Raw genomic sequence first — 13496 nt, 5'->3', positions numbered from 1 at the left:
CATGCGCAACTGGCTCGGCAATGACGGCAACTGGATCGTGGCGGGACTGGCGGCGGCAATCACCGTGCCGCTCTTGAGCTTCGCCGCCGGCATGCCCTTCTGGATCGCCGCCATCATCGCCCTCCTGGTCTTTGCCGGCCTGGTCATTCTGCTTGCACCGCGCCGGCTGTTCGAAGGCCTCGATGTCAAGAGCATCGGCAGCGGACGCGTCGCCTTTGCCCGCGACCTGCTGGAGGCTGCGGTTCCTTTTGCCGAACGCCTGGAGACTGCCGCGGATGCGATCGGTGACAAGCAGATGGCAGCCGCAGTCCGGCATCTCGCGGAAATCGCCGCTGATGTCTTTCGCAAGGTCGAGGCCAAGCCCGAAAGCGCCAATGCCGTGCGGCGGTTCCTCTCCTATTATCTGCCGCGTGCCGCCGAGGTGGCGGAGGGTTTTGCCGTCATCGAGGCCAAGCGCGTTCCCGACCTCAAGCAGTTGGAGGAGGTCCGCAGCGTGCTGGTCAAGCTCGAAGAGGCCTTCGTCCATTATGCCGACAGCCTGGTCGACGAGGAACTCGGCACGCTCGACACCGATCTGCGCCTCATTCAGGCATCGCTCAAAGAGGATATCGGACGCTGATGGCCCTTTCTCGTCGTGCCTTTGGAGTGGGACTGCTCGGAGCCGGCGTCGTCGGCACCGGCGGTTATTTCGCCGTCCGGGATCGGCCCGAATTGCAGGGCCTGCTCGGTAGCCGCACGACGTTGTTCGGCTTCGTCGGCGGCGAGAAGGAGGCCTTCCTCGCCGATCCCGACGTCATCAGGGCGCTCGGTGGATACGGATTGACAGTGGACAGCCGCGTCGCGGGCTCCGTCGAGATGGTCCGCGAACAGGCGCTGCTGTCGCAGCATCCGCAATTCCTCTGGCCGTCTTCCTCGATCATGGTCGATATCGCCAGGCAAAACGGCATTTCTATCCGCAACGACCGCGTCGTGCTGAACACGCCGATCGTCGTCTATTCCTGGCAGCCCGTTGTCGATGGATTGGTGAAAGCGGGATTGGTGACGGTGACGAACGAAGGCCATCATCAGCTCGACCTCAAGGCGCTGCTTGATGCGATTCTTGCCGGATCCGACTGGTCGAAGCTCGGCGTCAATTCGCTCTATGGCCGCGCCCGCATCGTCTCGACCGATCCCAACCGCTCGAATTCCGGCTTCATGTTTGCGGGCTTGGTGCTCAGCCTGTTCAGCGGCAACGTCGCGACATCCGCAGACCTCGCAACCTTTGGCGGCAAGGTGCAGGCGATCTTCCGCAACATGGGCTTCAAGTCGCCGTCGTCAGGTAAACTTTTCGACCAGTATCTCGCGGGCGGTCTCGGCGGTGAGCCGATGATCGTCGGCTATGAGAACCAGCTGGTCGAATGGATCCTCGCCGATCCCGCGCGCTGGGAGCGCATCAGGGCGAGCGCCGGCGCAAAGCCGGTGGTGCTCTATCCGCGCCCGACCGTCCATTCAGCGCATCCGCTGATCGTCGTCGACCAGAATGCCAACCGGCTGATCGAAGCGCTGTCCAGCCCGAAGCTCCAGGAACTTGCCTGGACGAGACACGGCTTCCGCGGTCCGCTGGGGACCGCCACCGGCAACGCCGACAGTGCGATCGGTACCCTGCTGCCGGCCGAGGTCGATGCCATCCTGCCGATGCCGGATGCAGGCGTCATGCTGTCGCTGCTGCCGACGCTGGCAAGCTGAGCCGCCAGGTTTTTTCGGCATAAGCCTTGCTTTTGCGCCAAATCGAATGTATGGGCACCGGCATTCCACACGTAAGGCATGGGATCGTCCGGGAGAAATCCGGGCTGTTCCGCCCGGTGGCATCCTCGAAGAGGGTGCTGTTCGCCTTGCGGAGGTTCAACCGGAAAAGGAGTAACAAGGCATGGCATTGCCTGATTTTTCTATGCGCCAGCTTCTTGAAGCAGGCGTCCACTTCGGCCACCAGACGCATCGCTGGAACCCGAAGATGAAGCCGTACATCTTCGGCGATCGCAACAACATTCACATCATCGATCTGGCCCAGACCGTTCCGATGCTGTCGCGCGCCCTTCAGGTCGTCAGCGACACCGTTGCCCGCGGCGGCCGCGTTCTCTTCGTCGGCACCAAGCGCCAGGCGTCTGAGATCATTGCCGACAGCGCCAAGCGCTCGGCCCAGTACTACGTCAACTCGCGCTGGCTCGGCGGCATGATGACGAACTGGAAGACGATCTCCAACTCGATCCAGCGCCTGCGCAAGCTCGACGAGATCCTGAACGGCGAAGCCCAGGGCTTCACCAAGAAGGAACGCCTGAACCTCGAGCGCGAGCGTGAAAAGCTCGACAAGGCCCTCGGCGGTATCCGCGATATGGGCGGCACGCCTGACCTGATGTTTATCATCGACACCAACAAGGAAAAGATCGCGATCGACGAAGCCAAGCGCCTCGGCATCCCGGTTGTCGCCATCATCGATTCGAACTGCGATCCGGACCTGATCGACTATCCGATCCCGGGTAACGACGATGCTTCGCGCGCGATCGCTCTTTACTGCGAGCTGATCTCCCGCGCTGCCATCGACGGCATCGCCCGTCAGCAGGGCTCTTCCGGCCGCGATCTCGGCGCATCCTCCGAACTTCCGGTCGAACCGGCTCTCGAGGAAGCAGCCGAAGGCTGATGAAAGCGGGCGGATCGAAAGATCCGCCAAAGCTTACAGAGACAGGGCTTGCAGAGACTGGGAAAGGCCGCTCGCGACTCATCGAAGTTCGGCGGCCTTGCCTGTTTCAGGGCGAAGGCATCAGGCTCTTCGCCAGAGAAGTTTCGTTATGGCGCGTCTTCATCACGCTGTCATACATACAGGTACATTTCGTGCCTCAATCCGGTGCTGAGCCGCGCTTTACGGCCCACCGTATGAACCGACAAGAGGAAGCTAATGAGCGAGATTACGGCTGCAATGGTGAAGGAACTGCGCGAAAAGACCGGCGCAGGCATGATGGACTGCAAGAAGGCTCTTGCTGAAACCGGTGGCGACATGGAAGCGGCGATCGACTGGCTGCGCGCCAAGGGCATCGCCAAGGCCGACAAGAAGTCCGGCCGTACCGCTGCCGAAGGCCTCATCGGCGTTTCGAGCCAGGGCACCAAGGCCGTCGTCGTCGAAGTCAATTCCGAAACCGACTTCGTCGCCCGTAACGATGCCTTCCAGGAACTCGTCCGCGGCATCGCCAAGGTCGCCGTCTCGACCGACGGCACGGTCGACGCCGTTGCCGCTGCGACCTACCCGGCATCCGGCAAGTCCGTTTCCGACACGATCAAGGATGCGATCGCCACGATCGGCGAGAACATGAACCTGCGCCGTTCGACCGCTCTCTCCGTCGAGGACGGCGTCGTCGCCACCTATATCCACAATGCTGTTTCCGACGGCCTCGGCAAGCTCGGCGTTCTCGTGGCGCTGAAGTCGACCGGCGACAAGGAAGCCCTGAACGCCATCGGCCGTCAGGTCGCCATGCACATCGCGGCGACCGCGCCGCTGGCGATCCGCCCGGAAGAAGTCGATGCCGCCGTCGCCGAGCGCGAGCGCAACGTCTTCATCGAGCAGTCGCGCGCTTCCGGCAAGCCTGACAACATCATCGAAAAGATGGTCGAAGGCCGCATGCGCAAGTTCTTCGAGGAAGTTGCTCTTCTCTCGCAGGCTTTCGTCATCAATCCGGATCTGACGGTTGCCGCCGCCATCAAGGAAGCTGAAAAGGCCGTCGGCGCGCCGATCGAAGTTGCCGGCATGGCCCGTCTGCTGCTCGGCGAAGGCGTCGAGAAGGAAGAAACCGACTTCGCGGCCGAAGTTGCGGCTGCCGTCAAGGGTTGATCTTCCAGTCATAATTGGGAAAACACGAAGGGCATCGCGTGACAACGCGGTGCCCTTCGTGTATCGGGCATTCACGGCAATTTACGAGGAGCCAAGATGTCTTTAGAGCCTGTCTATAAACGCGTTCTACTCAAGGCTTCCGGCGAAGCGCTCATGGGTGGCCAGGGTTTCGGGATCGATGTGACGGTGGCGGACCGCATTGCATCCGACATCGCCGAGGCACGGCATATGGGCGTGGAAGTCGGCGTCGTCGTCGGTGGCGGCAATATCTTCCGCGGTGTCGCGGTTGCGTCCAAGGGCGGCGACCGGGTCACCGGCGACCACATGGGCATGCTCGGCACCATCATCAACGCGCTGGCGCTGGCGACCTCGCTGCGCAAGCTGAACATCGATACGGTGGTGCTTTCGGCCATCTCCATGCCCGAGATCTGCGAGAGCTTTTCGCAGCGCGCAACCCTTTATCATCTGTCGATGGGACGCGTGGTGATCTTTGCCGGTGGCACCGGCAACCCCTTCTTCACCACCGATTCCGCCGCAGCACTTCGCGCCGCCGAAATGGGCGCGGAAGCGATCTTCAAGGGTACGCAGGTGGACGGCATCTACACCGCCGACCCGAAGAAATATCCCGATGCGACTCGCCTCGACCGCTTGACGCACCAGGAAGTGCTGGACAGGGGGCTTGCGGTGATGGACGTTGCCGCCGTGGCGCTCGCCAGGGAAAATTCCATTCCGATCATCGTCTTCTCGATCCACGAGAAGGGTGGTTTTGCTGAAATCTTGACGGGCGGTGGCCTCAAGACCATCGTCTCCGACAACTGATAAAGCTGCGCCGCGGTTTCGGCGCAGCCCTCGCCAGACGGGAGCATCGACATGAGTGAAGGTATCGATATCAAGGAACTGAAGCGCCGCATGGACGGCGCCATTTCCGCATTTAAGAGCGACATCGCATCGCTGCGCACCGGCCGTGCTTCGGCCAACATCCTCGACCCGGTGACGATCGAGGCCTATGGTTCCCGCATGCCGCTGAACCAGGTCGCCAACATCACCGTGCCCGAGCCGCGCATGCTGTCGGTTTCCGTCTGGGACAAATCGATGGTCAGTGCTGTCGAGCGCGGCATCCGCGAATCCAATCTCGGCCTCAACCCGATCGTCGACGGCCAGAACCTGCGCATTCCGCTGCCGGAACTGAACGAGGAGCGCCGCAAATCGCTCGTCAAGGTGGCGCACGACTATGCCGAAAAGAGCAAGGTGGCGATTCGCCATGTCCGCCGCGACGGCATGGACGGCTTGAAGAAAGCCGAAAAGGACGGCGTCATCGGCCAGGACGAGAGCCGGGCGCAGTCGGAACGTGTACAGAAGATGACGGACGAGACGATTTCCGAAATCGACCGCTTGCTTGGCGAGAAGGAAAAGGAAATCATGCAGGTCTAGTGGATCTGTGCCTTTGCCTGGAAAGACCGGACGGGAAATGTCGGAATCTATATTTGTGACTGTGCCAGAGCATGTTGCCATCATCATGGACGGCAATGGCCGCTGGGCCAAGCAGCGTGGTCTGCCGCGCACGATGGGCCATCGCAAGGGCGTCGAGGCGGTGCGCGAGACAGTACGCGCCGCCGGTGCGGCCGGCATAAAATATCTGACCCTCTTTGCCTTCTCCTCGGAGAACTGGCGCCGGCCCGAAGCCGAGGTCTCCGATCTGCTCGGCCTGCTCAAGGCTTTCATCCGGCGCGATCTCGCCGAGCTCCACCGCCAGAACGTGCGGATCAAGGTGATCGGCGACCGCCACAGCCTGCGCAGCGATATTCTCGGCCTGCTTCTGGAGGCGGAGGAGACGACCAAGGACAACACGTCACTGACGCTCGTCATCGCCTTCAACTATGGCTCGCGCGACGAGATCGCCCGCGCCGTGGTGAGCCTCGCCAGGGATGTCGAGGACGGCCGCCTGAGGGCGCAGGATATTACACCCGCGCTGATTAACGCCCGCCTCGATACCGCGGGTATCCCCGACCCGGATCTTATTATTCGCACCAGCGGCGAAGAGCGGCTTTCCAACTTCCTCCTGTGGCAGGCCGCCTATTCGGAATTCATCTTCCTTCCGGAATACTGGCCGGATTTCAGCCCTGAGATCTTCCGCTCGGCGCTCGAGACATTCGCCTCTCGCGACCGGCGCTTCGGCGGCCTGTCGTCGCAGGCGGCTGCGGTCGGCACCTGATGCAGAGGGAACTGAAGCTCCGCATCGTTTCAGGACTGATTCTTGCGGCCATCGTTCTTGCCGCCACCTGGTATGGCGGCCTTGCCTTCCGTATCCTGGCGGTCGCCATTGGCCTGCTGATCTACTATGAATGGTCGAAGATCACCGGCATCGCGCGGGATTGGGTCGTCAATGCCGTCGGCTGGATCGGTGAGGCGGCGGTCGCCTTCCTCGTGCTTGTCGGCAATTTCGAATTCGCCGCCGGCATGTTGGCCGGCGTCACCGCCGTCGGCATAGCCCTGGTCATCCTGCATGGTACGAGCCGCTGGTTGCCAGTGGGCCTGTTTTATGCCGGCGTCACCGGCCTGGCGCTTGCCGCGATCAGAAGCGATGACCGGCTTGGCCTTTACGCCATGCTCTTCGTTTTTGCCGTCGTCTGGGCAACCGATATCCTTGCCTATTTCGTCGGCCGGGCGCTCGGAGGACCGAAGCTTGCTCCTTCGATCTCGCCGGGAAAGACCTGGTCCGGCGCAATCGGCGGCGCCGTTTCGGCGGTCGCAGCCGGCGTCGTTCTCGTCCATTTTCTCCTTCCGGGCGCTGAAATCATCGCCGCCTTCGCAGCGCTTGTTCTCTCCATTTGCAGCCAGTCCGGCGATCTTTTCGAATCGTTCATCAAGCGGAGATTCGGCGTCAAGGATTCCAGCCGTCTCATTCCGGGCCATGGCGGCGTCATGGACCGTGTCGACGGACTGATTTTTGCCTGTTTTTCGGCGTTCTTGCTTGCAGGGCTTTTTTCCCTGATAAAGGGGACCGGAATGACGTCGCTTGGCGCGGCATTGTTCGGACTCTGACAACGCGGCAGTCTGACGGAAGGCACTCATGGAAACGCTGAGCGGCATATACGCATTTTTGATGGGGAATATCGTTACCTTCATCCTCGTGCTGTCTCTGCTCGTCTTCGTGCATGAGATGGGCCATTACCTGGTCGGGCGTTGGAGCGGCATTCGCATCCTTGCCTTTTCCGTTGGCTTCGGTCCGGAGATATTCGGCTTCACCGATCGCCACGGAACGCGTTGGAAGATCGCGGCGATCCCGCTTGGCGGCTACGTCCGGTTCTTCGGCGACGAGGATGCCTCGAGCAAGCCCGACACCGACAAGATCGCCGCCATGTCCGAGGAAGACAGGGCGCGCTCCTTTGCTGGCGCCAAGCTGTGGAAACGCGCTGCAACCGTCGCGGCTGGCCCGATCGCCAATTTTCTGCTGGCGATCGCCATCTTCACCATTCTTTTCTCGGTCTATGGCCGCACGATCGCCGATCCTGTCGTTGCCGAGGTCAAGCCTGATGGCGCCGCGGCTGCCGCTGGCGTGCTTCCAGGCGATCTATTGGTCGCCATCGATGGCGGCAAGGTCGAGACCTTCGACGACGTGCGCCGCTATGTCAGCATCCGTCCGAGCCAGAAGATCGTCGTGACCATCGAGCGTGGTGGGCAGAAGCTCGATCTGCCGATGGTGCCGCAACGCGTCGACATGACTGACCAGTTCGGCAACAAGGCTGAGGTCGGCCAGATCGGCATCGTCACCAACCAGCAGGCCGGCAATTTCCGCCTGCAGACCTATACGCCGCTGCAGGCGTTGCGTGAGGCTGTGCTCCAGACCCGGGATATCGTTACCGGCACCTTCAAATATATCGCCAACATCTTCAGCGGAACGATGCGCGCCGATCAATTGGGTGGGCCGATCCGCGTGGCGCAAGCTTCGGGCCAGATGGCGTCGCTTGGGATAGGCGCGGTGTTGCAGCTTGCGGCGGTGCTTTCTGTTTCGATAGGATTGCTTAACCTGATGCCGGTTCCGGTACTTGATGGCGGCCACCTGATGTTCTATGCGGTGGAAGCGGTGAGGGGAAAACCGCTGGGCTCTTCGGCCCATGAAATTGCCTTTCGCATCGGCCTGGCGATGATACTGACATTGATGGTTTTCACGACCTGGAACGATATTGGCTCGTTGAGAGGGTAAACGAGCAAGGCGAGGGTAATTACTATTTATTTACGATGTTTCAAGGCTGTAGTGGCGAATGGGTCACGCTTGCAAATGAAGTAAACAGAAATTAACGACCTGCCTTGCTTGTATGTCAAAAGCGGGTAAAACGACACACGTGACCGGAATCGGGTTCTCCTGGAACCGGGGACGAGGGAAACAAAAGGTAATGGGTGAAATGAAGGCTGGTTCAAAGTTTTTGAACGCAGTATCGGCGGTTGCGCTGTCTGCTAGTGTTGTTGCTTCGGGCGCAGGTGCTTTGACGTTCGTTTCCGCTACGGCCGCTGAGGCCGCGGTTATCCAGCGCATCGATGTGCGCGGCGCAAGCCGTGTCGGCGCGGAAGCCGTTCGGTCGAACCTCACCATCGCTCCTGGAAAGAGTTTTTCGAACAGCGATATCGATGCATCGGTCAAGCAGCTCTACGGGACGGGTTACTTCTCCGACGTCAAGATCTCGGTCTCCGGAAGCACGCTCGTCGTCAACGTTCAGGAAGCCCAGCTCGTCAATCAGGTCGTCTTCAACGGCAACCGCAAGATCAAGGACGACAAGCTCGCGACGATCGTCCAGACCCACGCTGCTGGTCCCTACAGCGACACCCAGATCCAATCCGACATTCAGTCGATCAAGGAAGCTTACGCTGCCACCGGCCGCAGCGAGGTTGAAGTCACGACGCAGGTGGTGCCGCTCGGCGAAGGCCGCGTCAACCTCGCCTTCGTCATCAACGAAGGTGATCGCACCAAGATCGATTCGATCAACTTCGTCGGCAACAATGCCTACAGCGCCGGCCGCCTGGCTGCCGTCATCAACACCAAGCGTTCGAACTTCCTGTCGTTCCTGACCCGCAAGGACGTCTATAACGAAGACAAGCTCCACGCCGACGAAGAAGCGCTGCGCCAGTTCTATTACAATCGCGGCTACGCCGACATGCGCATCGTTTCTTCCGATGCCGCCTTCGACGACGCGACCAACAAGTACACGCTCACCTTCAACATCGAGGAAGGTCAGCGTTACGACTTCGGACCAGTGACCGTCCAGTCGACCGTCGAAGGCGTCGGCTCCGACCAGTTGCAGCCGCTCGTACGCACTCGCGAAGGCCAGGTCTACAACGCCAAGGAAGTGCAGAAGTCGATCGAGGCGATCTCCGATCAGGTGGCGTCTGCCGGTTATCCCTTTGCGCGCGTCACGCCGCGCGGTAACCGCGACCTCAACAACAACACGATCGGTGTCGAATATCTGGTCGACCAGGGCGAGCGCGCCTATGTCGAGCGCATCGAGATTCGCGGCAACAGCCGCACGCGCGACTACGTCATCCGCCGTGAATTCGACATGAGCGAAGGCGACGCCTTCAATCAGCAGATGATCACCAAGGCCAAGCGTCGCCTCGAAGCGCTCGGCTATTTCTCCTCAGTCAACATCTCCACCCAGCCGGGCAGCTCCCCGGACCGGGTCGTGGTGGTTGTCGATGTGCAGGATCAGTCGACCGGTTCGTTCGGTGTCGGTGCGGGTTATGCCGCCGGCGGCGACGGCCTGCTGCTCGAAGCCTCGATCGAGGAAAAGAACTTCCTCGGCCGCGGCCAGTATATCCGCATCTCGGCCGGCGGCGGTCAGGAAGGCTCGCGCGCCTACGGCGTCAGCTTCACCGAGCCTTATTTCCTTGGCTACCGTTTGGCGGCAGGATTCGACGTCAACCGCAGCGAAACGTCGAGCAATGACAACTACGATTACGAGGAAACCAGTGTCGTCCTGCGCGTCACCGCGCCGATTACCGAGGATCTGGCGACGACCTTCCGTTATAACTACAAGCAGATGAAGTATGACGCTGATAACAGCGATCTTTCCGATCTGTCTGCTCCGTATCAGCACCTGGTAGAGGACAGCCCGTGGACACGTTCTTCCGTCTCGCAGACGCTGACCTACAACACGCTTGACGACACGGTCCTGCCACGCGAAGGCATCTATGCGACGGCGACGCAGGAAATTGCCGGTCTCGGCGGTGACTCGCAGTTCTACAAGATCTACGGCAAGGCTCGTTACTACCGTCTGCTCGCCGACGATGCCGATATCATCGGTTCGGTCTCGGCTTCGGCGGGTTATGTCATCGGCTTTGGCGACCATCTGAACGTCTTCGACCAGTTCACGCTGACCAACGGTGACATTCGTGGCTTCGAAAACAAGGGTATCGGCCCGCGCGTTTCCGGTACCAACGACGATCCGCTGGGCGGTACCACTTATTTCACAGCGTCGGCCGAAGCGACCTTCCCGATGCCCGGCTTCCCGCGTGACTTCAACCTGCGCGGCGCGGTCTTCGCCGACGCCGGCACGTTGTTCGGCAACGACGTTGACCTGAGGGGCGACGGCATCGAAGGCGAAGACGCCTCCCTGCGCGCTTCCGTCGGTGTCGGTGTCGTCTGGCAGTCTCCCTTCGGTGCGTTGCGTCTGGATTACGCGATCCCGGTCCTCAAGGAAGACTTCGACAAGACGCAGAACTTCAAGTTTGGCATCAACAACCAATTCTGATATCGGCAGTCCGGAACTGTAAGACTCAATTCCGTTCTGGAGCATTGCCGATGGAGCAAAACGTTTTCTTTCTGCCCCATGAAGGTCTGAAGCTCGCTGAGCTGGCAGAGTTTCTTGGGGCGGAACTTGTCAATTCCGACCATGCCGGTGTTATTGTCAGGTCCGTTGCCCCCATCAGCCGGGCACGGGCAGGCGATGTCTGTTATATCCTGTCGCGCCGCAGCCGCGATGAGCTGGCGACATGCGAAGCCTCGGTGGTGATCTGCGACAAGGCGCTTGCTGATCTCGTACCTCAGCATATCCCGGTCATTCTGTCGTCCAATCCGCATGCGGCCTTCGCGATGGCGGGCGGCCTGCTTTATCCCGCAGCCTTGCGCCCGGTCACCTTTTCGCCAGGTGAAGGCGAGATCGCGCCAAGCGCGGTGATCGATCCGAGCGCCAAACTCGAAAAAGGTGTGATCGTCGAGCCGATGGCCGTCATCGGTGCGCATGCCGAGATCGGCGAGGGGACGCGCATTGGCGCGCAGAGCATCATCGGTCCGGGCGTCAAGATCGGCCGGGATTGTTCGATTGCGGCCGGTGCGAGCATTCTCTGTGCACTGCTCGGCAATGGCGTCATCATCCACAACGGCGTCCGCATCGGCCAGGATGGTTTCGGCTACGCGCCGGGTCCTCGCGGCATGATCAAGATCGTCCAGATCGGCCGGGTGATCATTCAGGACAATGTCGAGATCGGCGCAAACACCACGATCGACCGCGGCGCCATGGACGATACGGTGATCGGCGAGGGCACCAAGATCGACAACCAGGTCCAGATTGGCCACAACGTTCAGATCGGCCGCCATTGCGCCGTCGTTGCGCAGGTCGGCATCGCCGGTAGCGCGAAGATCGGCAATGGCGTGCAGATCGGCGGCCAGGTCGGCATCAAGGGGCACGTGACGATCGGCGACGGCGTGCAGATCGCCGCCCAAAGCGGTATCATGACCGATCTTGCCGCCGGCGGACAATATGGTGGCACACCTGCGCGTCCGCTAAATGACTATCTGAGAGATGTCGCGCAAATGATGTCCAAGACGAGAGTGCGCGGGAAGAAACCTGGAGGCGAGCAAAATGACTGAGGAAGCCACGACAACGCTTTCTTCGGCTGACATCATCGAGATCATGAAACTGCTGCCGCATCGCTACCCGTTTCTCATGGTCGACAGGATCATCGAGATCGACGGCGACAACACAGCGATTGGCATCAAGAACGTCACCGTGAACGAACCGCATTTCACTGGCCATTTTCCGGAATCTCCGATCATGCCCGGCGTTCTCTTGATCGAGGGCATGGCCCAGACCGCGGGTGCGATCTGTGCCAAGAAGGATGGCCAGCCCGGCAACCTCGTTTATTTCATGACCATCGAGAATGCGCGCTTCCGCAAGCCCGTCGTACCCGGCGATCGTGTTGAATTCCATGTCAAGAAGCACAAGCAGCGCGGCAATATCTGGAAATTCCATTGCGATGCCAAGGTCGACGGCGCGCTTGTCGCCGAAGCCGATATCGGCGCGATGATCGTTCGTAAGGATCAGGCATGAGCACTATCGCCGAAAGCGCCCGCATTCATCCGATGGCCGCCGTCGAAGACGGTGCTGTTATCGGTGAGGGCGTCAAGATCGGTCCCTTCTGCCATGTTGGGTCGCACGTCGTCCTGCATGCGAATGTCGAGCTTTTGTCGCATGCGGTCGTTACCGGCCGCACTGTGATCGGCAAGGGCACGCGCATCTTCCCGATGGCGGTCGTCGGCGGCGATCCGCAGAGCGTGCATCACGGCGGCGAGGAAACGACGCTGACGGTCGGCGCCAACTGCACGATCCGCGAAGGCGTGACGATGAACACCGGCACGGCCGATTTCGGCGGCCAGACGATCGTCGGCGACAACAACCTCTTCCTTGCCAATTCCCATGTCGCGCATGACTGCCGGGTCGGCAATCACGTGATCATGTCGAATAACGTCATGCTCGCCGGTCATGTCGTCATCGAGGATCGTGTCATCCTGGGTGGTGGCTCGGCCGTTCACCAGTTCACCCGCGTCGGCCGTCAGGCCTTCGTCGGCGGGCTCTCGGCAGTGAGCTACGACGTCATCCCCTACGGCATGCTGAACGGCAATCCCGGGCTGCTGAGCGGCCTCAACGTCGTCGGCATGACGCGCGCCGGTGTCGACCGCGCCGTCATTCATAGAGTGCGCCGCGCCTACAAGTCGATCTTCGAAGGAACGGGCTCGGTCCGCGAAAACGCCGCCGCCATCCGCGAAGAATATGCCGATTGCGAGCAGGTGGTCCACATCCTCGATTTCATCGCCGCTGACAGCGACCGCGCCTTGTCCTCGCCGACCCGGGGACAGAAGGGCTAGTCCGTGACTTTATCCGGCGACACCGCTGCGGGCCGGCTGGCGATCATCGCCGGCGGCGGCCTTCTGCCTTCCTATGTCGCCGAAGCCGCGCGAGCGGCGGGTGAAAATCCCGTCATCGTCGCGCTGAAGGACGAAAGCGACCGGCGCTGGGAAGGGTATGACCATGCCGTCATCGGCATCGGCGATTTTGCAGCTCTCGAGGGCCTCTTGAACCGCTACGGCATCGGCCGTGTCGTCATGTCCGGCAGCGTGCGGCGCCGGCCGGAATGGCGCGAGGTGCGCCCGACTCTGCGCACTCTGATGAAGATGCCGGCCGCGATCCGCACCTTGCTGTCCGGCGGCGACGATACGGTGCTGCAGATGGTGATCCGGCTGATCGAGGGAAACGGCCGGCGCGTCGTCGGTGCCCATGAGATCGCCCCCGACCTTCTTGCCGCCGTCGGCCCGCTCGGCACGGCGATACCGGGCGAAGAAGACCGGCGCGATATCAACCGCGCGGCGGAA

The 13496-nt window shown here is 61.2% G+C and carries 13 protein-coding genes and 1 pseudogene; all 14 read left to right on the top strand.

The window, feature by feature from the left end:
* The first annotated feature begins 1 nt into the window (after position 1).
* Positions 2-619 (top strand): 5-bromo-4-chloroindolyl phosphate hydrolysis family protein, encoded by a 618-nt coding sequence (locus tag MOV76_RS07800; RefSeq protein ID WP_247264245.1) that lies wholly within the window; start codon positions 2-4, stop codon positions 617-619.
* Complete coding sequence (locus MOV76_RS07795; protein WP_247264244.1) at positions 619-1725, top strand: substrate-binding domain-containing protein; 1107 nt, start codon at positions 619-621, stop codon at positions 1723-1725. The genes MOV76_RS07800 and MOV76_RS07795 overlap by 1 nt, the downstream gene beginning before the upstream one ends.
* A 181-nt stretch (positions 1726-1906) precedes the next feature.
* Positions 1907-2674, top strand: coding sequence for a 30S ribosomal protein S2 (gene rpsB, locus MOV76_RS07790; RefSeq protein ID WP_003559062.1), 768 nt, complete (start codon positions 1907-1909; stop codon positions 2672-2674).
* A gap of 255 nt (positions 2675-2929) precedes the next feature.
* Positions 2930-3856 (top strand): translation elongation factor Ts, encoded by a 927-nt coding sequence (tsf, locus tag MOV76_RS07785; protein WP_018241887.1) that lies wholly within the window; start codon positions 2930-2932, stop codon positions 3854-3856.
* Between the two features lie 96 nt (positions 3857-3952).
* On the top strand, positions 3953-4675 hold the full coding sequence (gene pyrH / locus MOV76_RS07780) for a UMP kinase (protein WP_003539289.1): 723 nt from the start codon (positions 3953-3955) through the stop codon (positions 4673-4675).
* Between the two features lie 51 nt (positions 4676-4726).
* Positions 4727-5287 carry a ribosome recycling factor gene (gene frr / locus MOV76_RS07775; RefSeq protein WP_018241888.1) on the top strand — a complete coding sequence of 187 codons (561 nt, stop codon included), beginning with the start codon at positions 4727-4729 and terminating at the stop codon, positions 5285-5287.
* A 37-nt stretch (positions 5288-5324) separates the two neighbouring features.
* Positions 5325-6068: an isoprenyl transferase gene (locus tag MOV76_RS07770; RefSeq protein ID WP_247264243.1), complete on the top strand. Its 744-nt coding sequence runs from the start codon at positions 5325-5327 to the stop codon at positions 6066-6068.
* Positions 6068-6898: a phosphatidate cytidylyltransferase gene (locus MOV76_RS07765; protein ID WP_130716336.1), complete on the top strand. Its 831-nt coding sequence runs from the start codon at positions 6068-6070 to the stop codon at positions 6896-6898. The genes MOV76_RS07770 and MOV76_RS07765 overlap by 1 nt, the downstream gene beginning before the upstream one ends.
* 28 nt (positions 6899-6926) lie before the next feature.
* Positions 6927-8060, top strand: coding sequence for an RIP metalloprotease RseP (rseP, locus tag MOV76_RS07760; protein WP_247264242.1), 1134 nt, complete (start codon positions 6927-6929; stop codon positions 8058-8060).
* Between the two features lie 199 nt (positions 8061-8259).
* Positions 8260-10599, top strand: a complete 2340-nt coding sequence (gene bamA, locus MOV76_RS07755) for an outer membrane protein assembly factor BamA (protein ID WP_113542290.1) — start codon at positions 8260-8262, stop codon at positions 10597-10599.
* A gap of 50 nt (positions 10600-10649) precedes the next feature.
* Positions 10650-11717: a UDP-3-O-(3-hydroxymyristoyl)glucosamine N-acyltransferase gene (gene lpxD / locus MOV76_RS07750; RefSeq protein ID WP_018445462.1), complete on the top strand. Its 1068-nt coding sequence runs from the start codon at positions 10650-10652 to the stop codon at positions 11715-11717.
* Positions 11710-12177 carry a 3-hydroxyacyl-ACP dehydratase FabZ gene (gene fabZ / locus MOV76_RS07745; RefSeq protein WP_168299889.1) on the top strand — a complete coding sequence of 156 codons (468 nt, stop codon included), beginning with the start codon at positions 11710-11712 and terminating at the stop codon, positions 12175-12177. The genes lpxD and fabZ overlap by 8 nt, the downstream gene beginning before the upstream one ends.
* The gene (gene lpxA / locus MOV76_RS07740) at positions 12174-12992 is read left to right on the top strand and encodes an acyl-ACP--UDP-N-acetylglucosamine O-acyltransferase (RefSeq protein ID WP_018241895.1); all 819 of its coding nucleotides are present in this window, start codon (positions 12174-12176) and stop codon (positions 12990-12992) included. Before fabZ ends, lpxA begins: the two co-directional genes overlap by 4 nt.
* A 3-nt stretch (positions 12993-12995) precedes the next feature.
* Positions 12996-13496 (top strand): annotated as a pseudogene (locus MOV76_RS07735) (DUF1009 domain-containing protein); the annotation flags it as partial.

The organism is Rhizobium sp. PRIMUS64, from assembly GCF_023006465.1.
Taxonomy (GTDB): Bacteria; Pseudomonadota; Alphaproteobacteria; order Rhizobiales; family Rhizobiaceae; genus Rhizobium; species Rhizobium leguminosarum.
Note: the sequence above shows the minus strand (reverse complement) of the source record. Positions and strands in the feature narration are given on the sequence as shown.

Excerpts from the sequence above, each read along its gene's own strand:
- MOV76_RS07770 (WP_247264243.1), top strand. The coding sequence starts at position 5,325 with ATGTCGGAATCTATATTTGTGACTGTGCCAGAGCATGTTGCCATCATC.
- MOV76_RS07795 (WP_247264244.1), top strand. The coding sequence starts at position 619 with ATGGCCCTTTCTCGTCGTGCCTTTGGAGTGGGACTGCTCGGAGCCGGC.
- MOV76_RS07765 (WP_130716336.1), top strand. The coding sequence starts at position 6,068 with ATGCAGAGGGAACTGAAGCTCCGCATCGTTTCAGGACTGATTCTTGCG.
- MOV76_RS07800 (WP_247264245.1), top strand. The coding sequence starts at position 2 with ATGCGCAACTGGCTCGGCAATGACGGCAACTGGATCGTGGCGGGACTG.
- rpsB (WP_003559062.1), top strand. The coding sequence starts at position 1,907 with ATGGCATTGCCTGATTTTTCTATGCGCCAGCTTCTTGAAGCAGGCGTC.
- lpxD (WP_018445462.1), top strand. The coding sequence starts at position 10,650 with ATGGAGCAAAACGTTTTCTTTCTGCCCCATGAAGGTCTGAAGCTCGCT.
- bamA (WP_113542290.1), top strand. The coding sequence starts at position 8,260 with ATGAAGGCTGGTTCAAAGTTTTTGAACGCAGTATCGGCGGTTGCGCTG.
- frr (WP_018241888.1), top strand. The coding sequence starts at position 4,727 with ATGAGTGAAGGTATCGATATCAAGGAACTGAAGCGCCGCATGGACGGC.
- tsf (WP_018241887.1), top strand. The coding sequence starts at position 2,930 with ATGAGCGAGATTACGGCTGCAATGGTGAAGGAACTGCGCGAAAAGACC.
- lpxA (WP_018241895.1), top strand. The coding sequence starts at position 12,174 with ATGAGCACTATCGCCGAAAGCGCCCGCATTCATCCGATGGCCGCCGTC.
- fabZ (WP_168299889.1), top strand. The coding sequence starts at position 11,710 with ATGACTGAGGAAGCCACGACAACGCTTTCTTCGGCTGACATCATCGAG.
- rseP (WP_247264242.1), top strand. The coding sequence starts at position 6,927 with ATGGAAACGCTGAGCGGCATATACGCATTTTTGATGGGGAATATCGTT.
- pyrH (WP_003539289.1), top strand. The coding sequence starts at position 3,953 with ATGTCTTTAGAGCCTGTCTATAAACGCGTTCTACTCAAGGCTTCCGGC.